Origin of the sequence: Pseudomonas sp. KUIN-1, from assembly GCF_009176725.1 — a bacterium.
Classification (GTDB): Bacteria; Pseudomonadota; Gammaproteobacteria; order Pseudomonadales; family Pseudomonadaceae; genus Aquipseudomonas; species Aquipseudomonas fragariae.
In genome coordinates, this window is the sequence record NZ_AP020337.1 from 890,140 (window position 1) to 916,186 (window position 26,047).

Consider the following 26,047-nt stretch of genomic DNA (forward strand, 5'->3'; position numbering starts at 1 on the left):
TGCGTGCCCGAACAGCCCGACGATTTTCTCTGCGGGTGACGTCGAAAAAATCCAGGCCGGGCATTGGCCGGCCAGCTATCGTTGACCTTCTGCACGTTTGCGACACGCTCTGCTTGAGCGAATGTGTGCCGTCTTGAGCTATTGGTACGTAACTAAATATGGCGCATTATTTATATGTTGTCGTATGACTTATGTCTGATCACTTCATCACACACCACGATCATGCAAGTAGTCCAGATATTCCTTGCATTGGCTCTAAGACATTCGCCACGAATGTCGATCACTTACAGTGATAATTGTCCATTAAAGAAGCCTCTCTTGTTTGCTTAATGGAACCGCACAGCACACTGCGACACTCATTTACTCCATTTTCCAGTAAATGCAGGCGATGGGTGTTTGCGATGAATGCCATTCAGCCAATTATAAGCTCGGCTTATTTTCAATACTCTCTCGGTGATAGCAATTGGCTGCTTTCTTGGGGCTCTTCATTATCAACAGGCGTTATCCATGATTGGATCAATCCGAAAAGTGGCTATTTGCCTTGCGAGTATCGGCTGATCGCGTTCGAGTCTGATAAAGGTCCTGATGCCTGTAATTCCAAGGACGAATGTTCATCGCGAGCCCCAAGACGAACGTTCAGGAGTGCTTAATGATAAATCCCGTAAAACACAATTTTAGTCACCTTGGGTTTTCAAACGCTCAAAGTACCTCGGCACTGGGGCCTGCCAGTAATAAAGTGCCCAACTTTGTTTCGCGAGGGCGAGGCAAGGGAGTTCCAGTGGAGCAATTCAATACTGCCGAAGAGTGTCGTTTGGCGGGTCGGCAGGACAGCGTACTGGATTCGATAGACGGCAAAGAGTTCATGCGACTGCTGCAGAAGTACACGGCCTCTGAAACAACCGAAGAAGAATTTGCGGACCTGAGAGCCTCCATACCGCGCTACTCCATTGAGTTGGCCAAGTCGGATCAGCCTAAAGTGCTTTATCGGGGGATATCTCTGGATGATGAGGCGGCGTCGCTGTTACTGAATACCTCCAAGGGTTACCGCAGTCGCGAAATAGCCCATGGTCTTATTCACGGCCTGCGCGTGGTTAAAGGCGTTTACACCGCGACCGGGGTGGCCAGTGCCTCGACAGTGTCAAACGTTTCGCAAGGCTTTGCGCTGGTGAACGCGAAGAGGAAAAAAGAAACACCGGTTCTTTTTGTACTGAAAGCGATGCCTGCCGTTCCCGCGCTCAACCACAGTGGTGCAAAGGGTGTGACACTCAGTGAGAGCCGGTTGCCGTTATCGGCGGCCAGCAAGAGTGAACACGAAGTCATTCTGGATATCACCAACCGGTACGAAATTACGCAGGCTCGCCGGAGCGGTGAGTTTATTGTCGTCGACATGACGGTTTTAGGGCGGTCCAAGAGGGGAGGTGAATTCGCCCTCGTCGAGACTGACAAATGGAAACAACTCTCTGGCGCCAAGGGCTCTAATCCAGGTGGATTGTTTCAAGCGCCCAATGGCGTTAAGTGGTATGTGAAAACCAACCCGTCTGCCAATAGACTTCGAAACGAGGTGCTTGCCTCCAGACTGTACCGTGCCGCAGGAATCGATGTTCCTGACATAGAACTGGCGTCCCGCAAAGGCAAGCCCGCACTGATTTCAAAACTGATAGTAGGGAACCCCAAAGACCTCGATACGCTGGCAAAAAATAGTCAGTTGAAGTGCGGCTTTGCTGTGGATGCCTGGCTGGCGAACTGGGATGTCATCGGTCTGACGGGGGACAATGTCATCTTCAATCACCGTAACAAACCTGTGCGCATCGACCTTGGCGGTGCGCTGGTCTTCCGCGCCCAAGGGGAGCACAAGGGTAATCAGTTCGGTACCACGCCCATGGAGCTGGTCACGATGCTGTCTCGTGAAGACAATTCGTCCAGTCGTGCCTTCCGGAAAATCGAGCGTAATGACATCCGCGAGGGTATTGCAGCGATAGAAAAAATACCGGATGCGCGTATTGCCGCACTTTGCGCAGAACACGGCCCTGGCAATCACAGCGAACGCATTGAGCTCGGCAAGAGACTGATCAGTCGGAAGAAGTGGCTTGTCGATATGAAGCAGACGCTTCCTTATATTCATCGCCGAAAGAACGAGCGCGGCGATGTTGTGACTGTTAAAAACCCCACGTCACCCAGCGCGGCGGATACGTGGCGTGATCGATACGCAACCGCCGTTTTTGTACCTCACAGCGCTGTCCGTGGCAGCATGAACAACCTGCCGTTCAGATCATTTACACCCCCAGACACGATGGATGGCTGGCGCCGATTTACAACCCGGGCGGTCAACTTCACAGAGCCGGAATTCAAGCGTTCTCCGCACCTTGCTCCCGCCAGTGGAGCGATCATTTTTGAGCCCGACGGCAGGGTATGGATCACCGAGCCGACCAATCACCCGTTCGGCGCAACGCACGCTTTTCCCAAGGGAAAGCAGGAAGCCGGTCTGAACTTGAGGACCAATGCACTCAAGGAAGTCTACGAAGAGACGGGGCTTCTGGTGGAATTCCACGGCTTTATCGGTGACTACGACCGAACAACATCCCGTACTCGTTATTACCTTGCCAAACGCATAGATGGCATACCGTCCGATATGGGTTTTGAATCTCAAAGCGTCAAGCTGGCAAACATTACCGAGGCCAAAAGACTGCTACCCAACGCCGTGGATATTGCCATCTTGCGAGACGCAGAACGGGCTTATCTAAAGGGCCCTTTCAAATGAATTTCATCTGCTTGAACGCGTAAAGACGATAAAGAGGATTTCTGAAACCCTGTACAAAAAACCGTTCACCCAAACGCGTTACCTCCACAAAAAAGGAGTAATGAAATGAGTATGAATACCTCTGTAAACAACAACAGTCCGGGGTGGTCGCCTGTCTCGTCGGGCAACCTGGCTCCGAGTCCGGACTATTCAGGTAAGTCGTCGAGCAATGCCGTGCACTTTCTTCCTCCGGAAAGTACCCAGCGCTCGCCGAACACGGTGAGTTGGGGGAATGGCGCGCCGACAACCGCCACCGCCGGGAATGGACAAGCACGAGGGGGCGATCAAAGTGACTTGATCGAGGCGTTGACGACGCTGATTCAGGCGCTGCTGAAACGCTTGCTCGGTGATTCTTCCGCAAGTAACTCTTCTGCAAATAACCCTTCCGAGAACCCGTCCCCTGCTTCGTCCGGGCCAGGTCGGGCTTCTGCTTCTCCCGGCGGTGCTGCCAGTTCGACGCCAGACTCAGGACTGTCTGAGCAGTCAAATCAAGCCCAACCGTTCAATAACACTGGCTTGGGTTCTCATGGCGGCGCGAATACGGTTCCTGACCGGATTGCGTCTCCTGAGGCAGCGCAAAAAATGGTCGAAGACGTGAAAAATGCCGGAGGGGGAACACTTCGCATCCAGATGACCCATGACCAGATCAATGACCCGGCGCAAATGGCCAAACTCAAGGCGATGGTCGATGCCGGCGACAAACAAGGGGTCAAGATTCAGTTTACGTTTCGTGACAACGCCAATGGCGGCGGTGGCAATGTCTTGTCCGGCGACAAGCTCCAACAAGCCGCCGACGATGTCAAAAACGTGGTTTCTGCCCTTGGAAACCATCCGAGTTTTGTACTCGATACGTTCAATGAGGGCGGCAAGAGTGCCACTCAGGGTTGGGCCGATATGCAGAGCACGTTGATCAAGTCAGCCCGCGACGCTGGTTACAAAGGCGACATCGTGGTGGAGGACAGCAATTGGGGTGGTGGTCTGACGGCCGGCGGGGAAAGCGGGCTGGTCAAATACGCTGATCAGCTGAAAGCCGCCAATGGCAGCAACAACCCTGGCCTGATCGGCAGCATCCATGAGTACGCCAGCGGCGCCGATGCCTCTTCGCGTTTGTCATCGGAGATCAAGGCGCTTACGAGCGCGGGCTTCAAGCCGCAAATCGGTGAAGTCGGTAACGCCAACTGGACCGGGGGCGGTAACTTCGAACAGCGCGACGGCGCCAACCAGGCCGTGAAAGACAACATGGGCGCCCTGAAAGCGGCCGGGGCCGATGTGCTGCCATGGATGGACCAGTTCGAGAACGGCAAGATCAAACACGATGTCGGGTTCTCGAAAGGCGATCAGTTTTCCTGATCCTGCTTCATGGAACCTGTTTTACCTGTCGACCGCTCAGCGGGCAGCTATCTGCGAGGTCGTCAACGAGCAGTGCAGAGCGGCGAGTTGAAGAGGTTGCGCAGATGCTGCGCTATCTGCGCAACCCCCTTTTTCATGACCGATAAGTAGCAGGTATAAAAGCTATGCCTATCAACAGACCCGCCTTCAATTTAAAACTCAATACGGCAATTGCCCAGCGGACTTGAAGAAGGATGCAGGTGCGCAATTGCGCCGTTTGAATCAGAGCGAAGTGCGTGCCAATACACCGACACGTTTCGCCGTTCACCATCGTGCCCCCACTTATGACGTCGCACAAAGCGCGTTGGGTGAAAATCACGGTGGCTGGACTGCCGCCAATCATTTCAAGATGACGGGGTCTGAGGTCTTCATCCATATGGATCGCCTGGAGCCGAACTGCAAGGGGGAGTTTGCCGGAGACAAGATCCACCTCAGCGTTGCACCTGAGGATGTACCGCATGCATTCAATACTGCAGGCGAGCGACAGTCCGGTTGACTCGTGGAAAGTGACTGACATGAAATGCCTGCAAGCAGAGATGCCGGCGGCAAAGCAGCGCGTGGCGCTGGGCGCTCAGTTCACGATCTACGCCAAGCCCGACCGTGCAGACAACACCTACAGCCCAGAGTACATGGGCAAAATGAGGGGGATGATCAGCAGTATCGAACAGGAGTTGAGCGCCGCCGGTGTAAGGCAGAGCAGCCATCGCCCGGACTCCGATGTCTCCCCGGGGCACTGGAGCTATGCGTCTTATCGCAATGAGCATAAAAGCAACAGATCAGGGACTTCCAATCAGCACAGGAACCTGGAGGCCGAGCTTTTTTTCCAGTTGGTCTCATTCTCTGATGGGGCTTCAGGGTCATCGAGGTCCAGCGCTGACCATCAGGCCTTGCTGCCGCCGCCGTGGGCCCGGTAAGGCTGTTTTTCTGAGCATTGCCGTGCGACCGGGGTTTGTGTCGTGAAACGTGGGTGTCGAAAGAAACGCTGGCTGCACGGCGACAGCTTCGGGTTCACCGGTGCAGGATCGCCTGATGAATCTCCTGCAGCGGAATGATCCGCTGCGCCGCGTTCAGTTTGATCGCTTCCTTGGGCATGCCGAACACCACGCAACTGGCCTCGTCCTGAGCCACTGTCGCGCTGCCGGCGTCGAGCATTTCCTTGAGCCCGCGTGCGCCGTCGTCGCCCATGCCGGTCATGATGATGCCGGTGGCGTTCTTGCCGGCGAATTTGGCCACCGAACGGAACAGCACGTCCACCGAAGGACGATGGCGGTTGACCAGCGGGCCGTCGATGACCTGGACGTGATAATAGGCGCCGCTGCGCGTGACCATCATGTGTTTACCGCCGGGGGCGATCAGCGCGAGGCCGGGCAGGATGCGGTCGTTGTTTCTGGCCTCGCGCACCTCGATCTGACTCAGGCTGTTCAGGCGTTCGGCGAACGATGCGGTGAATTTCTCCGGCATGTGCTGGACGATGACCATGCCGGGACAGACGCGGGGCAGGGCAGTCAGCACCGCTTCGAGTGCCTGTGTACCGCCTGTCGAGGTGCCGATGGCGACGATGCGTTCAGTGGTCTGCGCCATGGCATGGCCGCTGGCAGCCGGCAAAATGGCATCGGCGGTCAGTTTGCTGGCTGGGGTCAGCACCGGGGCGGCGGTGCGCTTGCCGAGGTTTCTGACGTTGGAGTTGGCTGCTGCGCGTACTGCTGCAACCAGCTCGGCGGCCGAATCGATGAGGAAGTTCTTCAGCCCGGTGGTGGGCTTGGTGATGATTTCCACCGCCCCGGCAGACAGCGCCTGCAATGAGGTTTCCGCGCCTTTCTGGGTCAGCGACGAGCAGATCACCACCGGCGTCGGCCGCTCGCTCATGATCTTCTTGAGAAAGGTGATGCCGTCCATGCGCGGCATTTCCACGTCCAGCACAATGACGTCCGGCCATTCCTGAGCGAGCTTGCTCATGGCAAATATCGGGTCTGACGCCGCGCCCATCACATGAATATCGGGGGTGTCGTTGAGAATGGCCACCAGTACCTGACGAACTACAGCCGAATCATCGACCAGCAGTACGCTGATTTTTTTGTTTGGCATCTTTTTCCATTGCTTCCATTGGTTGGTGCCTGACCCATACGTTTCCGTCCCACAGGTCGAAGATGATGCTGCGATGGCCGGTGCTGCCGAGGTCCTGAGCCATCAGTTTCAGGCGGTTCTGTTCGGCCAGCGCAAGCGCCGCATGAACGTTGCTGTCAGCGACGTTGCGCATGTGCGGGTCATGGCGATGAGCAGGAAACATTTCGCCGCCGCCAAACAGCTTGACCTGATATTCCTCCGGCAGCGTGCCATTGGCCAGTGCATGACGAATGAGTATTTCCATCGCTTCGTCAGCGTACCTGCCGTCCAGTGGCTGATGCCGGCGTATGCGCCCGGGCAGCATGAAGTGGCACATGCCGCCAATACGCCGCCACGGGTGCCAGAAGGTAATCGCCACGCATGAACCCAGCAACGTGCGCAGGCGAGTCGGCCGGGTCTCAAAGACCACTTCGCCAGGCCCCAGCACTATTTCGGCTACACCGACAGGCGTGTTCATGGTTTGCGGTAAATCGAAGGGGAGACCATTTTCAACATGTCATTCACACCGTTCAGGCTTTCCGAGTGGCTGATGATGAAATAGCCTCCTGGCTTGAGACGGGGGATCAACCGCGCCACCACTTTGCTTTTGGTTTCCTGATCGAAATAAATCATCACGTTGCGCAGGAAAATGACGTCGAACTCGCCCAGATCCGGCAGGGTGTCATTGAGATTGACCTGCACGAAACTGACCCGGCTGCGCAACGACTTGTCGATCAGGAAGGTCCCTTCTTGGCGACCTGTGCCTTTCAGACAATATTTGAACAGCAAAGGTTGCGGCAACGTCTCGGTGCGTTCCATAGGGTAGTGACCGCTGCGCGCCTTGCTCAGCACGCGGGTGCTGATGTCCGAGCCGACCACTTCCCAAGGCGTGGTGCCCAGTTGCTCGGCCAGAGTCATGGCCAGGCTATAGGGCTCTTCGCCAGACGAACTGGCGGCGCTCCAGATCCGGAATACCTTACCGGGTGTGACCTTGGTCAGCACCTGCTGACGCAGAAAATCGAAGTGCTTGGGTTCGCGGAAGAAATACGTTTCATTGGTGGTCAGCAGGTCCAGCGCCACTTGCAGCTCGCCGTTGCGCTGATCGTTCATGATTAGCTTGAAATACTCGCCATAGCTGTCCAGCTCGTAATGCTTGAGACGCTTGAACAGGCGGCCGGCAACCAGCGCTTTCTTGGCCAGCGTCAGTTTGATGCCCGCAGCGTTGTACAGCCAGTTCTGGAACTGGCCGAATTCGCGATCGGTGAGCGACGCTGTATCAGGCATGTGCAGACCTCACGTCGCGTCGACGTCGGGCGGCAGCGACTGGCCTGCTTCGGCAAGGCTGGACATTTCATCGATGGACAACACGCGGTCGACCTCGAGAACGATCACGAACTTGCCGTCGACCTTGGCCATGCCGCTGATGAAGTCGGCGCGAATTCGCGCACCGAAGTTCGGCGGCGGCTCGATCTGCGACGCCGGAATCTCCAGCACCGCCGAGACATTGTCGACCAGCAGGCCGATGTCCTGCGGCTGGCCGTCCTCACTGTTGGCCTCGATGATGATCACGCACGAGCGCCGGGTGATGGCCGAGTTCTGTCGCCCGAAGCGCGCCGACAGATCAACCACAGGCACCACAGCGCCGCGCAGATTGATCACCCCGCGCACGAAGGCGGGCATCATCGGCACCACCGTCAGGCTGCCGTACTCGATTATTTCCTTGATGCCCAGAATGCCGATGGCGAACATCTCGCCACCGAGCATGAAAGTCAGGTACTGCGCCTCTTCTTCGACCGTCGCTGCGGTCTGCCGAGTCGTGACCAATGAGCCCATGTCGTTCTCCCCTGGAGTCTCTATCGAAGCCGGCAATCAGAAACGGGTAAATTCCGATTCGTCCGGGGCGCCCGCCATGCTTTGCGCAAATGCCTTGCGCGGAGCCTGTTGCGGTGGCCGCGGAGGCTGACGGTTCGGGCTGTTGCGGCTGTCGAAAGTAGCGCTCTGTGCGACGGCCCTTGGCGATGCGTCGAGGGTGAAGAAACTCATGGCCTGTTGCAGTTGTTCGGCCTGGCTGCTCATTTCTTCAGCCGTAGCTGCCAGTTCTTCGCTGCTCGATGCGTTTTGCTGGGTGACCTGGTTGAGCTGGGTCATGGCGGTGTTGATCTGCGCTACACCGGCTGCCTGCTCTTCCGACGCTGCACTGATTTCCTGCACAAGGTCGGAGGTTTTGTTGATCGAGGGCACCATTTCGTCCAGCAGCTTGCCGGCCTTCTCGGCCATTTCCACGCTGCTCGACGACAGCTCGCCGATTTCCTGCGCGGCCACCTGGCTGCGCTCGGCCAGCTTGCGCACCTCGGCGGCCACTACCGCGAAACCCTTGCCATGTTCGCCGGCGCGCGCGGCTTCGATGGCGGCGTTGAGGGCGAGCAGGTTGGTCTGGTAAGCGATGTCGTCGATGATGCTGATGCGCTGGGCGATTTTCTTCATCGCCACGACGGTCTGCTGCACCGATTCGCCGCCATCGGTGGCTTCCTTGGCGGCCTTGCTGGCCATGCCATCGGTGACTTTGGCGTTCTCGGTGTTCTGGTTGATGCTGGCGCTCATCTGCTCGACCGATGCGCTGGTCTCTTCGACGCTGGCGGCCTGCTCGCTGGTGGCCTGGCTCATCGACTGTGCAGTGGCGCTGACTTCTTCCGAAGCGCTGGCCAGGTTGTCGGCGGCATTACGCACTTCGCCGATGATGTGCGACAGCTTGCCGACCATGTTGCGCATGGCGTTGAGCACCATGCCAGTCTCGTCCTTGGAACCGTGGCCGATGTGGGCGTTGAGATTGCCCTCTGCCAGTTGCTCGGCGGCCGTTGCGGCCTCCTTCAGCGGGCGGGAAATGATCCGGGCGATGAACAGCGCCAGACCCAGGCCGATCATCAAGGCTGCAATCAGTACCACGATGATCGAGATACGGGAGGTTTCGTACAGGCTGGTGCCTTTGTTGCCAGCGATAGTCGCGCCAGCTTCATTCAGCTCGACCATTTTTTGCAGCTGAGTGGTCACTTCATCGAAATGCGTCTTGGATTCGCCCTTGAGCAATGCCCGCGCCTGAGCCTCCAGGTTTTGGCGTGACTGATCGAACAGGTCGTTGCTGACCTTCAGGTAGGCGGCCCATGACGCGCTCACGCTATTGAACAACTGACGATCGTCATCACTGGAAATCAACTTGTCGTAAATGGCCAGGCGGGTTTCGAACTGTTTGCGAGAGTCCGCTGCTTCCAGCTCCATCTGCGCCTTTTCCTGGGCGGTGTCGGCTGCAATATGGCGGTTTTCCTTCAGGCGGTAATTGGCGGCGAAGAAGCGCATGCCCGCGGCCGCCCGCATGGACGGCATCCAGTTTTCCTTGATGTCCTGAGCGGCCTGGTTGACCTGCCCGAGCTGGATGATGGCAAAGACTCCCATGGCCGCGGTCAACGCCAGAACCACCAGGAACGAGGTAATCAGCTTGGTGGAAATCTTCAGATCGTAGAACCATTTCATTGAAGTAACTCCTTGGGAATTGCGAATCCGTCAGCGAGAAGTGGGCAGCAGGAATTGAGGCGCCTGGGTCGAGCGGGCCTCCATGTGTACGATCTGGTTGAGCAGGGCGGGGATGTCGAGAATCAACGCCACCGCGCCACTGCCCAGGATCGTCGAGCCGCTGATGCCGCGCAGCGCGCCGAACAGCTTGCCCAGAGGTTTGATAACGGTTTGGAACTCGCCCAGCAGGTCATCGACCACCAGCCCGGCCTTGTGCTCGGCGTAACGCACCACCACCACGTTCTGGCGCCTGGCGGCCGGGCCTTCGTGATTGAAGTGGTCGCGCAGGTAGACCAGCGGCAGCACTTCGCCACGCAGGTCCAGGTAGCCGCTGTCGCGGGTCAACTGCCGGTTGTGTTCGTCCAGCTCGATGCATTCCTGCACCATGTCCAGCGGGATCACGTAAGTCGACTGATCGATACCGACCAGAAAGCCGTTGATGATCGCCAGCGTCAGCGGCAGGCGGATGCGCACGATGGTGCCCTGACCGGGCTGACTGTCCAGATCCACCGTGCCGCGCAGCAAGGTGATGTTGCGCTTGACCACGTCCATGCCGACACCACGCCCCGAAAGGTTGGTGACGGCCTCGGCAGTGGAAAAGCCGGGCTCGAAAATCAGGTTGTAGATTTCCTGATCGGTGAGGCTTGCGCCGGCCGCCACCAGTCCGCGTTGCTGGGCCTTGTCGAGGATGCGCTCGCGGTTGAGTCCGGCCCCGTCGTCGGCGATTTCAATGACGATGCTGCCCGAGTCGTGGTACGCGTTGAGGCTCAAATGACCTTTGGCCGGCTTGCCTGCCGCGCGACGTGCTTCGGCGCTCTCGATGCCGTGGTCCATGGAGTTACGCAGCAGGTGCATGAGCGGGTCGCCGATCTTTTCGACGACGGTCTTGTCCAGTTCGGTCTCCGCACCATTGATAATCAGGTCGATGTCCTTGCCCAGTTCCTGACTGACATCGCGCACCACACGGCGGAAGCGATTGAAGGTGTCGCCGATGGGGATCATGCGCAGGTGCAGCGCGCCATCCAGAATCTGCTCGACCAGCCCCGACACCGTCGAGCTGGCTTCCTGAAGCGGGTCGTTGTCGCACGACTTGGCCAGCAGGCTGGCGCCGGCGCTGGCAATGACCAGCTCGCCGACCAGATTGATCAGCTCGTCGAGCTTGTCGGCGTTGACGCGCACATAGCGGCCATCCTTGTTTTTCTGCTCGCTGCCCGAAGAAGGGCGCTCTACAGCGGTTGCCGTTGCCGTTGCCGTTGCCGTTGCGGGCGTACGTGGCACTGCGCGCTGATCGCCCAGCAGTTCGCCGCTGGCCACCACAGGGCTGTGTTCGGGCTGCGAGACCAGTTCGGTGCCGGTGGGCTCGACGTGGTCTGGCGTTTCGTCCAGCGGCGTGATTTCCACCGCGCAGTCTTCACGCACGAAATCGAAGACTTCGTTGATCGCGGCGTGCCCGGCAGCCGAGCGGAAATCGATCTCGAAGCCCAGGTGGCAGGATTCCGGGTCCCACGCTTCAACTGTTGGAATGCTGTCGGTCAGCGTCGTGACCTGGACCATCTGCCCCAGGGTATTGAGGTAGCGCAGGAACGACAGCGGGTCCATGCCGTTGCGAAACACATCCACGCCAAACCGCAGCGAGATATGCCAGAGCACGTCGGCTGACTGTTCATCATCGCTGACGACCTGCGCACTTGCGATGTCAGCGGCGCTGGCGCTGGCCGGTGCCTGGAAGACCTGCAACGCCTGACGCAGCGCTGCCTCGCGCTCCAGTGCAGGTTGCTGCAGTTGCTCGCCACGGCTGGCGACCACGTCGATCAACTCAAGCATGTGATCGCCGGATTTGAGCAGCACGGCGATCAGCTCGGCGTTTACCGAAACACTGCCTTCACGCAGACGATCCAGCACGTCTTCGACGATGTGAGTAAAACTGACGATAGGCGTCAGCCCGAACAGTCCGGCCGAGCCTTTGATGGTGTGCGCTGCGCGGAAGACCGCGCCGATCGCGTCCAGGTCGCCGGGCTCGCTTTCGAGTTGCAGGAGGGATTCCTCCATGGCCTGCAAAAGCTCTCGCGCTTCAACGATGAACGTCTGCTGTGCCTGATCGAGATTAATACTCACGATGACTTCCTTGATCGATCACTGGGCAGTACTGCAAATGGACGCGCTACAGCACCACACCCGGATTACATAACTCGAAGGTTTCGCTGACTGCCTTGCTTTGCCCGGTCAGGTGCAGCGAAGTCCCGGTCTTGCCGGCTTCACGCTGGATCACTGCCAGCAGTTGCAGGCCGGCGCCGTCCATCTCGGTGACCTGTGAAAGGTCAACCTCCAGGCGTGCCGCAGCGCCGATCTGTGGCAACAGCCTGGCGGCCAGTTCGGTCACGGTGTAGATCGTCAACTCGCCGTCTATCTGCACGCGTGCAGTGTCGTTGGCGCTCTCGTCTGGCGTGGGCATGCTGGCCTCCAGGGGCCTGGGTCTCAGGGCAGGATGAGCTTGGAAACCGCTGCGAGCATTTGTGCCGGCTGAAACGGTTTGACGACCCACGCCTTGGCGCCTGCGGCCTGACCTTCGGCCTTTTTCGATTCCTGGGATTCGGTGGTCAGCATGATGATGGGCGTGAACTTGTAGCTGGCCAGCTTCTTCACTTCCTTGACGAAAGTGATGCCGTCCATGTTCGGCATGTTCACGTCGCTGATGATCAGGTGCACTTTCTGCCCGGTGAGCTTGCCCAGTGCATCCTTCCCGTCACAGGCTTCGATAACGTCGTATCCGGCACTCTTCAGCGCGATACCGACGACTTGCCGGACGCTGCTTGAATCGTCGACCACCAATACACTCTTAGCCATGATTTACTCCTAGAAAAACGTGATTTCCTGCGAATCCTGCTGTGCTGCCGATTCACCTCGGTGAGTGCGACGTTGCTCGTCGGTCGCGTAGGTAGACTCCATGCGCGCCAACCATTGCCGGGCGTCGATGGCGACGGCCTCGTCGGGGGACTGGCTAGCCTGCAGAAGGTGTGCATGCAACGAGTCGATGTTGTCGCGTACGTGGGCGAGAATCTGGCTGACCCGGTCCTGAAACTGCAGGTTCACCAGGACCTCGGTCATTTCGTCGCGAATCCCGTAGCTCTCCTGCTTGAGCAGGTCGGCGGACTCGGCCAGGCGTCCGGTGATGCTCTGGAAGCGCTCCAGTACGTTCTGAATGCTTTGTTCGGAAGCGGCCACCGAATGGCTGTCCTGATCGGCACCGCTCGATGCGGCCTGCACCAGCTGGGTGATGGCGTTGTTGATGATGTCGACCTTGGCGGACATCTGCTGACCGGTCTCGCTGGACTTGCTCGACAGGCTGCGCACCGCATCGGCCACCACGGCAAAGCCACGGCCCGCCTCACCGGCACGCGCTGCCTCGATGGCCGCGTTGAGGGCCAGCAGGTTGGTCTGTGCGGCAATCGCTGCAACGTCGGCGGCCATGGTGCGCAATTCGCCGGTGTAGGCGGTGAGGCTGCGCACCTGGGAGAGCGTCTGGTCGCGGCTGGCCTGAGTGGATTTGAGCGAGTCGATCACCCGGCTTAGTTCGCTATCGCTTTGCGACAACACTTTCAGCGCACCATCGGCGTTCTGACCGTCCAGCTCACCGGCGGCGTGTTGCGACGCCTGCACGGTTTCCTGCAGGCGCTCGGAGATGCCCATGAAACGCGTGCTCAATTCGACAATCGCGGTTTCGGTCTGCTGGCGCGAGCTCTCGACCTGCTTGGCCCAGATAGGCATGGCACCGAGGAGGATTTCATTGAACTGGGCGTTGGACGCCATGGCGCTGCTTTGAGCGCTATGCGCCTGGTGGTGATCCAGCGCCTGAGCCACGGCGCGGCGCACTTGGGTCTGTTGGGAGCGGGCGGCCAAGGCACAGGCGCCGAGACCAATCGCCAGCAGTGCAGCACACGCCACCAGATTGGCCGTACCCGTGCCGAACTGCGTGAGAATCCAGGCAATGGCGGGTATGACGGGAATGAGTGAGAACCAGATGAAACGCGGATGATTTTCTGCAGGAGCACTACTGTATTGATTCGACATCATGGGTTCGATCCCTGAACAGTGCAGCGTTGTACACGACTCAATGGTTATCTGCGCGCCGCAGACAAACTTGATCCCCGTACGGGAGCCTTCCGTCCGGTCGCTTGGCGCACAACCCGATCCTGTTAAAAATAGCGGGTATTCGGGGCATCGCAAGTCGGCGCAGCGAACGCGTTGGCAGAACAGCCGGATTCACTAGGGAGAGGACGCAGAGCGTCCGGAAAGGCATGCGACGCAGAGCGCCGCACGATAGTCGAGATGATCGTTCCTCACGCTCCGGAGCATGGGCACGATAGTGTTTTCCCGTACGCCTCTCGTCTGGCGTGCCTTAGTGCAGCTTCATCCGCGGCTCGGTGCCTTTACCGATCTTGCTGCCCAGCATCAGCATCAGGGTACGGAAGGTGCCGTACAGCGCCATCTGGTGCATGCGGTACAGCGACACGTAGAACATCCGCGCCAGCCAGCCTTCGAGCATCACGCTGCCCATCAGGTTACCCATCAGATTGCCGACGGCCGAGAAGCTCGACAGCGAGATCAGCGAGCCGTAGTCCTTGTAGGTGTACTCTGGCAACGTCTTGCCTTCGATCCGCAAGCGCAGCGATTTGACCAGCAAGGAGGCCTGCTGGTGGGCGGCCTGAGCGCGCGGCGGGACGTTGCGGTCGGTGCCTTTTTGCGGGCAGGCCGCGCAGTCACCGAAGGCGAAGATATTTTCGTCACGGGTGGTTTGCAGCGTCGGCAGCACTTGCAACTGATTGATCCGGTTGCTTTCCAGACCATCCAGTTCATGCAGGAAGGCCGGGGCACGAATACCTGCCGCCCAGACCTTCAGGCTGGCCGGGATGACCTGCCCGGTAGCGGTGATCAAGCCATCAGCCGTCACTTCACTGACTGCTGCATTGGTCAGTACCGTCACGCCGAGTTTTTCCAGCGTCTTGTGCACCGGCGCGCCGATGCGCTCGGGCAGCGCGGGCAACACCCGTGGCCCGGCTTCGATCACCGTGATGCGCAGGTTTTCCGGCTTGATCTGACCCAGCCCGTAAGCCGCCAGCTCATGCGCCGCGTTGTGCAGCTCTGCCGCCAGCTCGACACCGGTTGCACCGGCACCCACGATGGCCACGGTGATTTCCTGCGCGCTGTCGGCCTGACCGGCGTGGGCGCGCAGGTAGTGGTTGAGCAGTTGCTGGTGAAAGCGCTCGGCCTGCTTGCGGCTGTCGAGAAACAGGCAATGTTCTGCCGCGCCCTTGGTGCCGAAGTCGTTGGTGGTGCTGCCCACGGCGATGACCAGTGAGTCGTAACCCAGGCTGCGTGCCGGAACCAGTTCTGCGCCGTTTTCATCCAGCGTCTCGGCCAGATGAATCTGGCGGCTGGCGCGGTCCAGGCCGGTCATGCGCCCGAGCTGAAACTGAAAGTTGTTCCACTTGGCCTGAGCCACGTAGTTCAGCTCGTCCTCATACGAGTTGAGCGAACCGGCAGCCACTTCGTGCAACAGCGGTTTCCAGATATGCGTCAGGTTGGCATCAACCAGCGTGACACTGGCCGTGCCTTTCTTGCCCAGGGTCTTGCCCAGACTGGTAGCCAGCTCCAGACCGCCAGCGCCTCCGCCAACGATAACAATACGATGCGTCATAAGGATTACTCGGAAGGTTTAAGGAATTCGGGGGGAGCTCGATCTTCGCGAGCGCAAGGCAGCTCATAGCGTCAGAAGGCTCAATAAAGGGTTCATCACCACACTGCCCGGGTCAGGAGCGGCCTGCGCTCGACTGGATGCCGGTGTGCCTGAAGGTACTCTTCGACACACCTTTGCGGTTCCGGGTTCAGGTGTCTGCTCAATTTATCCGTTGTCTCAGGCGTGCTGTCGGGCAGGGGGCCAGGGATCGGTGATTTCCAGCGGCTCGACCTGCAGCGTATCGTCCAGGCGGATGATTCCGCTTTGTAACACTCGCGCAGTGATTCCACCATGCCCGCGCACCGCCTGGAACGTCCCGTGACCAAGGCGCTGCTCAAGTCGCGCACAAGGCTGACACCAGCCGGTGGTTTCGAAAATCGCCTGACCGATCCGGAAACGTCGATTCTTCAGGCTGAACAGGTTGATGCCACTGATCACCAGATTGCGCCGTAAATCCTGCGGCACGATAGGGTTATCCGCCGCGCGGTTCAGCAACGAGCCAACCACCGCCAGATGCTCCCACTGAATCAACGTCACCTGCCGTGCATTGCGCGGGCCGGGCCGCGAGTGATCGCCGGTCAGACCTGCTTCACGACGTGCTTCCACGGCATCCAGCTCGATCATCTCGACCCGCGATTGCGGACGCACGCCTATCCAGCGCACACGACCTTGTTGCGGCACATCGGCCAGCAGTTCCTGCAAGGGGCTCATAAACTGATTCCAACATCGAAAACGACACTGCGTCCCAGATTGGTACGCAGAAAATCCGGAGCGCCCGGATGCGCGAACAATACCCGAGCGAAGGTCGGCCCCACCAGCGACAACGACCGCCAGCCCTGACGCAGGTACTCGGTCGGTGGTGGAAAGTGACTGTTGAGGTCCAGCACCTCGCGCTTGAGGCTGGCGAAGGCGATGATATCCAGCCCGCCCAGATCAATGCCGCGTTCGCGATAGTTGGTGGATTTCTTGCGCAGGGTAGGGGCGAGTCGGTGCAGCAGTTCAGAGGCTGGAATGCGCTTGGGCTTGGCCTCCCGACGTACCAGTTGGCTCAACGAGAACGCGCTTCGTCGTCGCGCCAGCTCCTCGCGCCACTCGTCATTAAGACGCCGCCCCTCATCCAGCACGAAAAACACCTCGAAGCGCCCGTCACGAAACAGCACATCCGGCGGCTCCTGACTGGCAGGCGTGAAGTCCTCATTACGATGCGCAATGTTCAGCCCCTGCAACAGGCGCTGACAAACCCAGCGCTCACGCTCCCACTTCCGCGCATTGGACAGAAAGGCGTTGGCTTGTTCGGCCTGGATCGTCAACAGGCGCAGGTAGTCTGAGTCATCCATAGGGCCAAGCTTAGCGTTCAAGTTGCCATGACTGGAAGAGTGAATGCAGGGGTGTAGACTGGCAATTCATTTTTTGATCGCGTGCGATAAATGTCCGCAGGCGCTGCTTTTATCGAGGATCGACCTGTGAAGCTCCTGCCCATCCTGCTGCTGGCCTTGCTGCCCCTCACCGCCAATGCGCTGCAAGTCGGCGAGCGCCTGTCCTCCTGGACACTGCTCGATCAATACGATCAACCCTACACCCTGAACAACCAGACGCAAACCCTGCTGGTCGCACGCAGCATGGACGCCGCCAAGCTGGTGAATGCCGCCCTTCAGGACAAGCCAAAAGGCTTTCTGGAATCACGCCACACGGTGTTTGTCGCTGACATCCAGAAAATGCCAACCATCATCGCCAAAATGTTCGCCATCCCCAAAATGCGCGATTACAGCTACCGCGTGATGCTTGATCGAGAGGCGCGCATCGTGCCGCAGTACGCAGGCGATGACGATAAGGTGCTGTGGTTACAGTTGCGCGACGGGCAGTTGGTCAGTCAGCAGCAGTTTGGCAGTGCTGATGCGTTGAGGGCTGCGCTGGACGGTAAATGATCGCGATACATGAGCGTCGTGGGAGCGAGCTTGCTCGCGAAAGGGCCATCACAGACGTCCTGAGATGCGGCTGAAAGATAGCCCTCGTAGTTGCGTATAAGTGAGTTGCTTCACATCGACCTGTTATCAATGCCCCCTGTGCGGAGCCTCCAGATCACCCGAGAACAACTCATCCTCAGCATCCGGGCTAACCGGAATCGCATGCTCTTCAGAAGCCCAGGCTCCCAGGTCGATCAGTTTGCAGCGCTCGGAGCAGAACGGGCGGCTCGGACTGGCTGCGCTCCATTCCACCGGGGCGTCGCAGGTTGGGCATTGAACGGTCATTGGTTGGCTCATGATTGGCCTCCACGCAAAGTAAGGTAAAAGTGGTGCAGCCGCTCGACTTCGCTGCTAAGCCAGGCGTGATCGCGGTCGTTGACCAGCACATCATTGGCATGACGCAGGCGGTCTTCACGCTGGATCTGCACCTTGAGAATGGCTTCGACCTGCTCCTGGCTGGAGCTGTCGCGCAGCATGGTGCGTTCTATCTGCAGGTGCGCCGGAGCATCGATCACCAGCAGCCGCTGGACCATGCGGTATTGCCCGGACTCGACCAGCAGTGGCGAGACCAGAATGGCATACGGTGATTTGGCCTTGGCCAGATGGCTGACGATTTCCTGATTGATCAGCGGATGCAGTAGCGCTTCCAGCCAGCGCCGCTGCTCGGGGTTTTCGAAGATCAGCTTGCGCAGCGCGCCACGGTCCAGCTCGCCGCTGGTCTGCAACACGCCTTTGCCGAAGTGCGCCGCGATCTGCTCCAGCGCCGGGCGCCCGGGCTCGACTACCCAGCGGGCGGCATGGTCGGCATCCACAGTGTCGACGCCAAGGTCGCTAAAACACTTCGCCGCTGCACTTTTACCGCTACCGATGCCGCCAGTCAGGCCAAGAATCCAGGGTTTTTCATCAGGGTGAGTCATCTGAAACCGGCAAACTGCATGTAAGAGTCGGTTATTTGACCACCCCAGAGCAAAGCGATCCACCCCGCAATGGCCAGATAAGGACCAAAGGGGATCGGCGTACCGCTTTCGACCCTGCGGACACGCATCATGATCACCCCGAGCACCGCGCCCACCAGCGACGATAACAGGATGGTCAACGGCAAAACCTGCCAGCCGCCCCACGCGCCCAGCATGGCCAGCAACTTGAAGTCGCCATAACCCATGCCTTCCTTGCCGGTCACCAGCTTGAACAGCCAGAACACCGACCACAGCGCCAGATAGCCGGCCACCGCTCCCCACAGCGCATCGTTCAGCGAGGTAAACAGCCCGAAGGCGTTGACGATCAGGCCCAGCCACAGCAGTGGCAGCACCAGAGAATCAGGTAACAGCTGGTGATCAGCATCGATCAGACTCATCGCCAGCAGCCCCCAGCCCAATACCAGCATCGCCGCCGCCTGCCAGCCAAAACCGAAATGCCAAGCCACATAGGCCGACAACACTGCGCAGGTCAGCTCGACCAGCGGGTAGCGTTTGCTGATCGGCGCTTTGCACTGCGAGCATTTACCACGCAGCAGCAGATAGCTGATCACCGGCAGGTTCTCCCAAGGGCGGATTTTGTGTGCGCAATGCGGGCAGCTGGAGCGGGGGCGGTTCAGGTTGAAGACGGGCTGATCGGGTTCGGCGGGCAGGCCGAGCAGTTCACGGGATTGGGCTTTCCAGTCGTGCTCCATCATTATTGGCAGGCGGTAGACGACCACGTTGAGGAAGCTTCCGATGATCAGGCCGAGGATGCAGCAGGTGGTGACGAAGGCCAGGGGGGAGCTGGCCAGGAGGTCGAGGAGGGGCATGTCAGACGACGTTTCCGAGTTTGAAAATGGGGAGGTACATCGCAATGACAAGGCCGCCAACGATGACACCCAGCACAGCCATGATCATGGGTTCCATCAGGCTGGTTAGGCTATCAACCATGTTATCGACTTCATCTTCGTAGTAGGTTGCAACTTTATCGAGCATGGAGTCGAGCGCGCCAGATTCCTCACCGATGGCTGTCATCTGGATCGCTAAACTTGGAAATACACCTGTGGAGCGCATCGAGAAATTCAATTGCATGCCGGTGGAGACATCCTGCTTTACTTTATGAACTGCATTTCGAAACACCACATTCCCTGTCGCCCCGGCCACCGAGTCCAGCGCCTCGACCAGCGGTACGCCAGCAGCGAAAGTTGTGGCAAGAGTGCGCGCATAGCGGGCTACTGATGATTTAAAGATAAGCGGGCCTATGATTGGGACTTTTAACAAGAACCTGTCTAGGCTGTCGCGAAATTTCTGAGATTGTTTGTAGGCCCGTTTGAACAGAAAAAAGCTTCCAAATAGCAGTCCCAGAATAGCTAGCCACCACTGCTGCACAAACTCTGAAAGGGCAATCACCATCAGTGTAAACAGAGGTAAATCTGCACCAAAACTTGAAAATACTGTCTGAAATTGCGGTACCACTTTGATTAGCAGAATACCTGAAACTATTACCGCCACCACGAGAACAGCAGTAGGATAGGTCATGGCTTTTTTGATCTTGGCCTTGAGCTTTTCGGTTTTTTCCTTATACGTTGCTACCCTGTCCAGAAGACTTTCCAATGCGCCTGCCTGTTCACCTGCATCAACGAGGTTGCAGAACAGCTCATCAAAATGTTCAGGCTTTTGGCGCAAGGCAGTCGCGAAGCTGTTCCCTGCTGAGACTTCTTGCTTTAGCGATACCACGAGCGTTCGCATATTGGGGTTCTCGGCACCCTCGCTGATTATGTCGAACGATTGGAGTAGAGGTACGCCGGCTTTCATCATGGTGGCCATCTGCCTGGAGAAGAACGCTATGTCCAGTGGCTTGATTTTTTTACCTTTTCCAAATATAGAAATTGACTTCTTACGTACTTTGGTCGGGTTGACGCCCTGCTTGCGCAACTGCGCTTTTATCAGCGCTGGGTTGTGGCCGCTCAATTCTCCACTGAGCTTTCCACCCTTTTTGTCCAGGCCTTCCCAAGTATAAATGCTGACTTTTACTGCTTTGCTGGCCATGCTTAATCCTTGGTCACACGGTTGACTTCTTCTAGGCTTGTGATGCCCTGCATGGCCTTTGAAAGGCCTGAGGTACGCAGATCATTAAAGCCGTCCTTGCGCATCTGCCTGGATATCTCCAACGAGTTACCTTCCTCCATGATGATCCGTTCCAGCTCTGGCGTCTTCTTGACCACTTCGTAAATGCCCACCCTTCCTCTATAGCCTCCATTGCAATGCTCACAGCCCACCGGGCCGTAGATTTTGAAAGTGTCAATTTTCGCTTCTGGAAACCCTTCTTTAATCAGCGTTTCGCGAGGAATATCGAGTTCTTTCTTGCAATGGCTACATAATTTGCGAGCGAGTCGTTGCGCGATAATCAAATTGATCGCAGTGGCAATGTTGAACGCTGCGACGCCCATGTGATGCAGGCGGGTCAGCGTTTCTGCTGCGCTGTTGGTGTGGAGGGTCGATAACACCATATGGCCGGTCTGTGATGCCTTGATGGCGATCTCGGCAGTTTCCAGGTCTCGAATCTCGCCGACCATAATTACGTCAGGATCCTGACGCAGAAAAGCCCGCAATGCTTGTGAAAAATCCAGACCTTGGCGCGGATTGACGTTGACCTGATTGATGCCTTCCAGATTGATTTCTACTGGATCCTCGGCGGTGGAAATATTGATATCCACTGTGTTGAGAATGTTCAGGCCGGTATAAAGCGAAACAGTTTTACCCGACCCTGTAGGTCCTGTGACCAGAATCATGCCTTGCGGTTGTTTCAACGCTTCGAGATATAGCGCCTTTTGCTCGGGCTCGTAACCGAGTGCATCGATACCCATCTGCGCGCTGGTTGGATCGAGAATCCGCATCACGATTTTCTCGCCCCACAGCGTAGGCAAGGTGTTCATACGAAAGTCGATAGCCTTGGTTTTGGACACTCGCAGCTTTACCCTGCCGTCCTGCGGTTTGCGTCGTTCCGAGATATCGAGGCTGGCCATAACTTTTAAACGCGCGGCAATACGGTTCGCCAAATGGATCGGCGGCTTGGCGACTTCATGCAGGATGCCGTCGGTACGCAGGCGCACACGAAAGGTCTTTTCGTAAGGTTCAAAATGCAGGTCCGAAGAGCCGAGGCGGATAGCGTCCGTCAACATTTTGTTCACGAAGCGCACTACAGGAGCGTCGTCAGCATCATTCTGATCAGCAAGCGAGGTCTCTTTGCCATCGGATTGTTCAACTTCCAGGCCGAGATCAACGTCTTCCATCTCTCCCAAGCCATTGCCTGTCTCAAAGAACTTTTCGATGGCATTGCTAAGTTTGTCGTCCTCTACAAGTATCGCCTCGGTATTTAGACCGGTGCTGAACTGGATATCAGTCACTGCCTGATGGTTCGTTGGGTCGGATACGCCTATAAAAAGCCTGTTTCCGCGTCTCCACAGGGGGAGTGCATGGTGTTGTCGGACCAGCTTTTCGCTTACCAGCCCTTTTGGCTGGCTTTCCTTCTCAAGGTTCGCTAGGTCCATGAACGGAATGCCAAATTGGTCAGAAGCCATCTCTGCAAGCGTCAGGCTTTTGACTAACTTGTTCTGAACCAGATAGCTGACCAGCGAAATCTTTTCGCGTCGCGCCTGTTGGTACGCTTGCTGAGCAACAGGTTCAGTGAGTAGCTCGGCGAGCACCAGTTGTTTGGCCAAACCAGAAAGCACAGCGTCAGTCATAAAACCACCAAATACAGACATTGTGAGGGTTATAGCGCAGTCAAGCGATGCTGCCAAATAGCAGAGATAGATGTGACAAAAATTGTCAGTTTCTGCTGGTTTCTGAGAGCTTGATGGTCTGTTTTCAGACCTATGAGGCGGACAAATGCTTTAGAGAGAACATTGGCACGACCTGTGCTTAGGTTTTTTTAGGGCACTACCTAATTGACGCCTTGGAGATTTAAATTATGAATGCACAAAAAGGTTTTACGCTCATCGAGCTTATGATCGTAGTCGCTATTATCGGTATCTTGGCCGCTATCGCAATTCCTCAGTACCAAGATTACGTAACTCGCGCTCGCTGGGCCGAGAACAATACAATTATTGCTCCTGTAAAAGCTGCCGTTGCAGAGTGTCTGCAGGTAAGTAATAGCACATTGGGGAGCTGTGATACTGTCGCTAAACTTACCACCACTACTGGCTATGCTGCTTTACCTTCTGCAAGTAACAATTTGAGCTCGGTTGCACTCACTGCAAGTACTGCAGCAATTGTTGTGACTGGCACTGCAGCAGTAGGAAGTTGTGTCGTCACGTGGACGCCGAGCGTAGCTGATGCGAACAAGATCACTTGGACTGGAGTCACTAGCGGCACCGGGTGCTCTAGGTCTAAGACAGGTATCTGATTTGCTTTAATTTTTTAGTTGACTAGACTTTAAGGCTTTTGTGTGAGTGACCCTATCGTGACTGATAGGGTCTTTTTTTGATTTGTAATTGAATGTTTTGAGTTTTAACTTTAAAGGTCTATGAGGTTGCGCCTATCGCAGTGCTGTTACTTATGAGCGTTAGCCACGCAGCTTAAGATGCGTGGCCAAGCAGTAATTGACTACTCGGGTTAGGGATTAACTTCTACCTCGCCACCCCATCAACCCGCGCCCGCCCCTTAAACCTCCTCCTAACCCCAACCACAACCATCACCACCAGCAACCCCACCACCACAAAAAAGATCGTGTTAAAAATCGGAAACGGCTGATCACGGCTCGTTACCGCCTCAACCTCTGTCACGTTGGGAAACATCGACAGGATGGTTATCCGCCAGCCGTAGTAACGAATCAAAGCCAGTTGCTGGGAGTCACGTGAGTAGCCCTGGGCTTTGGCCTGGATGTCGGCGGAGTCGAATTTGAAGTACCACGGGAAGCTCCAGCCGGTGTCTTCGTTGCGATAGACCACGACTTTCTTGCTGTCCGGGTCTTCGGTGTTGATGAAGTACACGTCGCGGGTCGGGCCGTCTGCCGGGTTTTCGGCGTTGATGACGCCGTCGGCGTCCATTCTTTTGACTTCCACGCCGGTGATCATCACGACATCATGGCGCGGCAGGACGTAGTAGAGGCTTAATGCGCCGATCCCCAGTGCAACGAATACCACAAGCCAAATCGACCTTCTCAGCCACTTCATACCAGCGTCCTCTGTTTAAAATTGCGTGACTTTGCCCTAATCCGAACATTTCGAAGCAAAACAGTTATTACAAAATTCGACAAGGCCGTTGCTGACGGCGTTGTCTCCCGGAGATTGACATGATTTGGTTCCTTGAAGGGCAATCCAGCCAGCGTGAAGTGATCATGGGCGCGCGCGATGCGCTGCCTGCGTCGGTGCAGATCATCGCTTCGCATCGCCAGCAACGTTCTGAAATCACCGGGCAGGCCGATGTGGCGCTGCAAGAGCTGGTCGATAACGACGAGCGTATCGACTGGGTGCTGCACACCGCTCGCTCGCTGGGCGTCAAGATTATTGTCGCCGGGCGTATAGGCAGCTTCTACGAAGCGCAGCGTGACCGTTTTGTCGCTGAGGGGTTGGACCTCGTTACCGGCGGAACGTCCCTGCAGACCTTCATGGATGTCGATGACAAGAGTCGTTTCACGGCGGCGGCCGAGGCGGCGGGGCTGGCGTGTATTCCGGGGATTGCCGTCAGCAATGCCGAGGAGTTGCAGGCGGCTTACGATGCGTTGGCGGTGTCTGGCGAGGTGTGCATCAAGCCGGTGGTCGGGATTTACGGCCGCGGCTTTTGGCGCTTCAAGACCGACGTTGACGACTTTCGTTGTTTCGCCAACCCGGATGCGCGTGAGACGACCTTTCAGGCGTACCTTAATGCTTATCGTCAGGCTGATGATGTTCCCGCCATGCTGCTCATGCCGTACATGCCGGGCAGTGAGTGTTCGGTAGACATGGTTTGCGAGCACGGCAAGGCGGTTGCTTTCGTCGGGCGGCGCAAGGTGGGGCTCAATCAGACTTTCGAGCGTGACAGCGAAGCTGTACAACTCGCGGTACGTGCGGCGGAGCATTTTGCCTGCGACGGGCTGATCAATGTGCAGACCCGCGACGACGCGGATGGCAAGCCGCGCTTGCTGGAGATCAACCCGCGTTATTCAGGGGGCATTGGCTACACCCGTGAAACCGGCATCAACCTGCCGGGTATTTTCGCGGCACGGCGTCTCGGCTTGAAAGAACCGGAAACACATTGGCTCGAAGATATCCGCGTCAAGGCCATCACGGTCGCTGTACGGGCCTCGGTTTGATCGTGATAATAGATTTTTGCTATCACTAATCGCTCTTATCAGGGAGGATCGGGCATGAAGCTTCTTGCGCCAGGTGCAAACACTGCTTTAGCTAACGCCCTCTGCACCTGGAACCTGGAGAGCGGTAAGTCTTCGGTTTTTGGTGAGTACGCAGCGGTCGCCTTGCTGGCGGTCAACGACAAGCGCCAGCCGATGGGCGATCCGGCGCTGCTGCATCAGGAACAAGGCTGGATGGAGTGGAGCGGCGGCCCTCAGGATGTTGGCTGCACGTTAAGGCTGGACAGGTTGCCGACAGGCAGTGATCGCGTGCTGCTGATGGTCTATGTCTATGCGGCCATGGGGCCGATCCGTGATATCGGCAGCCTGCACCTCAAAGTGGATGGCGACATCGAGCACCGCCTGGACCTGCGCGATAACGGCGAAGCGGCGATCATCATCGGCGAGTTTTACCAGCGCAATGAGCAATGGAAATTCCGCGCGCTGAGCGAAGGCTCGGCGTATGGACTGTCGGCATTCGGGCGCAACATCGGACTGGACGTGGATGATCGCCATCCTCGTCGTCCGTCTGGCGGATCCTCGGGTGGTCCTCGGCATGAGTCGGCGACCGGCACGGCGTTCGTGGTCGGCCCGGCGCACGTCATGACCTGTGCGCATGTTATCGAAGACATGGGCGTGTTCTACATCACTTCACTGGAAGGCCGTTACAAGGCCGAGCCAGTGGTCATCGACCGTCGCAATGACATCGCGCTGCTGCGCGTGCAGGGTGCGCCGCCGTTGTCTCCGGTTACATTCCGGGACGGGCAGGGCTGTGAGCCGGGTGATACCGTAGCGGTTTTGGGCTATCCACTGGCGTCCATTTCAGGTGGCGGGTTGCAGGTGACTCAGGGCGGAATCTCCGGTCTGTTCGGCCTGCACAACGATGCCAGCCTGTTTCAGTTCACGGCACCGATACAGCCGGGGTCCAGTGGCAGCCCGTTACTCGACAACGGTGGCGCGGTGATTGGCATGGTGACCTCAACCGTACCGGACGGGCAAAACATGAACTTCGCCGTGAAGTCCGCACTGTTGCTGGCCTTCCTGCAGGCGTGCCGCATCGACGCTGCGCATGCCCGCCCGGAAAGGTCGTACACCACCACAGAAATCTCGCGCACCGCTCAGTCGTCGTTATGGCTCGTTGAAGCCTCTCGCCAGTGAAGTCGGTGTTGCCTGCCTGATCCGCAGGCGTCAGGGGCTGCGGCCCCGTTA

Annotated in this window: 24 protein-coding genes and 1 pseudogene; 7 read left to right on the forward strand and 18 right to left on the reverse strand. The window is 57.6% G+C overall.

What is annotated here, in order from left to right; translation table 11 throughout:
• Positions 1 to 649: 649 nt before the first annotated feature.
• The 3 genes and pseudogenes from KUIN1_RS04265 to KUIN1_RS04275 all read left to right on the forward strand — a co-directional run bounded on the left by KUIN1_RS04265 (position 650) and on the right by KUIN1_RS04275 (position 5,100).
• On the forward strand, positions 650 to 2,758 hold the full coding sequence (locus tag KUIN1_RS04265) for an NUDIX hydrolase (RefSeq protein WP_172980036.1): 2,109 nt from the start codon (positions 650 to 652) through the stop codon (positions 2,756 to 2,758).
• A 105-nt stretch (positions 2,759 to 2,863) separates the two neighbouring features.
• Positions 2,864 to 4,147 carry a cellulase family glycosylhydrolase gene (locus tag KUIN1_RS27910; protein ID WP_011266625.1) on the forward strand — a complete coding sequence of 428 codons (1,284 nt, stop codon included), beginning with the start codon at positions 2,864 to 2,866 and terminating at the stop codon, positions 4,145 to 4,147.
• Positions 4,148 to 4,311: 164 nt separating this feature from the next.
• Positions 4,312 to 5,100: pseudogene (locus KUIN1_RS04275) on the forward strand (type III effector).
• Between the two features lie 94 nt (positions 5,101 to 5,194).
• Here KUIN1_RS04275 and KUIN1_RS04280 read toward each other — a convergent pair.
• The 12 genes from KUIN1_RS04280 to KUIN1_RS04345 all read right to left on the reverse strand — a co-directional run bounded on the left by KUIN1_RS04280 (position 5,195) and on the right by KUIN1_RS04345 (position 16,924).
• Positions 5,195 to 6,271, reverse strand: coding sequence for a protein-glutamate methylesterase/protein-glutamine glutaminase (locus KUIN1_RS04280; protein WP_003423093.1), 1,077 nt, complete (start codon positions 6,269 to 6,271; stop codon positions 5,195 to 5,197).
• Positions 6,234 to 6,767, reverse strand: a complete 534-nt coding sequence (cheD, locus tag KUIN1_RS04285) for a chemoreceptor glutamine deamidase CheD (RefSeq protein WP_152091847.1) — start codon at positions 6,765 to 6,767, stop codon at positions 6,234 to 6,236. The genes KUIN1_RS04280 and cheD overlap by 38 nt, the downstream gene beginning before the upstream one ends.
• Positions 6,764 to 7,573, reverse strand: a complete 810-nt coding sequence (locus KUIN1_RS04290) for a CheR family methyltransferase (RefSeq protein WP_003403300.1) — start codon at positions 7,571 to 7,573, stop codon at positions 6,764 to 6,766. Before KUIN1_RS04290 ends, cheD begins: the two co-directional genes overlap by 4 nt.
• Before the next feature lie 9 nt (positions 7,574 to 7,582).
• Positions 7,583 to 8,122 carry a chemotaxis protein CheW gene (locus tag KUIN1_RS04295; protein WP_003403299.1) on the reverse strand — a complete coding sequence of 180 codons (540 nt, stop codon included), beginning with the start codon at positions 8,120 to 8,122 and terminating at the stop codon, positions 7,583 to 7,585.
• A 36-nt stretch (positions 8,123 to 8,158) separates the two neighbouring features.
• Positions 8,159 to 9,814 (reverse strand): methyl-accepting chemotaxis protein, encoded by a 1,656-nt coding sequence (locus tag KUIN1_RS04300; protein ID WP_024651670.1) that lies wholly within the window; start codon positions 9,812 to 9,814, stop codon positions 8,159 to 8,161.
• Between the two features lie 30 nt (positions 9,815 to 9,844).
• On the reverse strand, positions 9,845 to 11,968 hold the full coding sequence (locus KUIN1_RS04305) for a chemotaxis protein CheA (RefSeq protein WP_096135443.1): 2,124 nt from the start codon (positions 11,966 to 11,968) through the stop codon (positions 9,845 to 9,847).
• 46 nt (positions 11,969 to 12,014) lie between these two features.
• Positions 12,015 to 12,305: an STAS domain-containing protein gene (locus KUIN1_RS04310; RefSeq protein ID WP_003403294.1), complete on the reverse strand. Its 291-nt coding sequence runs from the start codon at positions 12,303 to 12,305 to the stop codon at positions 12,015 to 12,017.
• 23 nt (positions 12,306 to 12,328) lie between these two features.
• Positions 12,329 to 12,697, reverse strand: coding sequence for a response regulator (locus tag KUIN1_RS04315; protein WP_002553206.1), 369 nt, complete (start codon positions 12,695 to 12,697; stop codon positions 12,329 to 12,331).
• A 9-nt stretch (positions 12,698 to 12,706) separates the two neighbouring features.
• Complete coding sequence (locus KUIN1_RS04320) at positions 12,707 to 13,924, reverse strand: methyl-accepting chemotaxis protein (RefSeq protein ID WP_080269144.1); 1,218 nt, start codon at positions 13,922 to 13,924, stop codon at positions 12,707 to 12,709.
• A gap of 325 nt (positions 13,925 to 14,249) precedes the next feature.
• Entirely contained in the window at positions 14,250 to 15,548 is a 1,299-nt protein-coding gene (locus KUIN1_RS04330; RefSeq protein ID WP_003392712.1) for an NAD(P)/FAD-dependent oxidoreductase, read from the reverse strand.
• A 216-nt stretch (positions 15,549 to 15,764) separates the two neighbouring features.
• The gene (locus KUIN1_RS04340; protein ID WP_003317783.1) at positions 15,765 to 16,298 is read right to left on the reverse strand and encodes an MOSC domain-containing protein; all 534 of its coding nucleotides are present in this window, start codon (positions 16,296 to 16,298) and stop codon (positions 15,765 to 15,767) included.
• A complete protein-coding gene (locus KUIN1_RS04345) occupies positions 16,295 to 16,924 on the reverse strand; it encodes a DUF1780 domain-containing protein (RefSeq protein WP_003345130.1) in 630 nt (209 codons plus the stop codon). Before KUIN1_RS04345 ends, KUIN1_RS04340 begins: the two co-directional genes overlap by 4 nt.
• A 126-nt stretch (positions 16,925 to 17,050) precedes the next feature.
• Here KUIN1_RS04345 and KUIN1_RS04350 point away from each other — a divergent pair, with 126 nt between their 5' ends.
• On the forward strand, positions 17,051 to 17,512 hold the full coding sequence (locus KUIN1_RS04350; protein ID WP_004409917.1) for a hypothetical protein: 462 nt from the start codon (positions 17,051 to 17,053) through the stop codon (positions 17,510 to 17,512).
• Between the two features lie 126 nt (positions 17,513 to 17,638).
• On the opposite strand, the gene yacG is transcribed toward KUIN1_RS04350, so the two are convergent.
• From yacG to pilB, 5 genes are read right to left on the reverse strand one after another with little or no spacing between them, the layout of a single operon-like run.
• A complete protein-coding gene (gene yacG / locus KUIN1_RS04355; RefSeq protein WP_002552020.1) occupies positions 17,639 to 17,848 on the reverse strand; it encodes a DNA gyrase inhibitor YacG in 210 nt (69 codons plus the stop codon).
• Complete coding sequence (coaE, locus tag KUIN1_RS04360; protein ID WP_004415092.1) at positions 17,845 to 18,468, reverse strand: dephospho-CoA kinase; 624 nt, start codon at positions 18,466 to 18,468, stop codon at positions 17,845 to 17,847. Before coaE ends, yacG begins: the two co-directional genes overlap by 4 nt.
• Positions 18,465 to 19,337: a prepilin peptidase gene (locus KUIN1_RS04365; protein ID WP_103714216.1), complete on the reverse strand. Its 873-nt coding sequence runs from the start codon at positions 19,335 to 19,337 to the stop codon at positions 18,465 to 18,467. Before KUIN1_RS04365 ends, coaE begins: the two co-directional genes overlap by 4 nt.
• A gap of 1 nt (position 19,338) precedes the next feature.
• Entirely contained in the window at positions 19,339 to 20,556 is a 1,218-nt protein-coding gene (locus tag KUIN1_RS04370) for a type II secretion system F family protein (RefSeq protein ID WP_096104049.1), read from the reverse strand.
• A 2-nt stretch (positions 20,557 to 20,558) separates the two neighbouring features.
• A complete protein-coding gene (gene pilB, locus KUIN1_RS04375; RefSeq protein WP_096104048.1) occupies positions 20,559 to 22,253 on the reverse strand; it encodes a type IV-A pilus assembly ATPase PilB in 1,695 nt (564 codons plus the stop codon).
• 227 nt (positions 22,254 to 22,480) lie between these two features.
• Here pilB and KUIN1_RS04380 point away from each other — a divergent pair, with 227 nt between their 5' ends.
• Complete coding sequence (locus KUIN1_RS04380) at positions 22,481 to 22,915, forward strand: pilin (protein WP_096104047.1); 435 nt, start codon at positions 22,481 to 22,483, stop codon at positions 22,913 to 22,915.
• Positions 22,916 to 23,138: 223 nt separating this feature from the next.
• Here KUIN1_RS04380 and KUIN1_RS04385 read toward each other — a convergent pair whose 3' ends face one another.
• Positions 23,139 to 23,684, reverse strand: a complete 546-nt coding sequence (locus KUIN1_RS04385; protein ID WP_010415546.1) for a DUF1523 family protein — start codon at positions 23,682 to 23,684, stop codon at positions 23,139 to 23,141.
• A gap of 119 nt (positions 23,685 to 23,803) precedes the next feature.
• Between KUIN1_RS04385 and KUIN1_RS04390 the strand changes: the two genes are divergently transcribed.
• Together KUIN1_RS04390 and KUIN1_RS04395 are read left to right on the forward strand one after the other, a co-directional pair.
• Positions 23,804 to 24,802 (forward strand): ATP-grasp domain-containing protein, encoded by a 999-nt coding sequence (locus tag KUIN1_RS04390; protein WP_024652519.1) that lies wholly within the window; start codon positions 23,804 to 23,806, stop codon positions 24,800 to 24,802.
• Positions 24,803 to 24,856: 54 nt separating this feature from the next.
• Positions 24,857 to 25,996 (forward strand): trypsin-like peptidase domain-containing protein, encoded by a 1,140-nt coding sequence (locus KUIN1_RS04395; protein WP_024652520.1) that lies wholly within the window; start codon positions 24,857 to 24,859, stop codon positions 25,994 to 25,996.
• Positions 25,997 to 26,047: the final 51 nt, after the last annotated feature.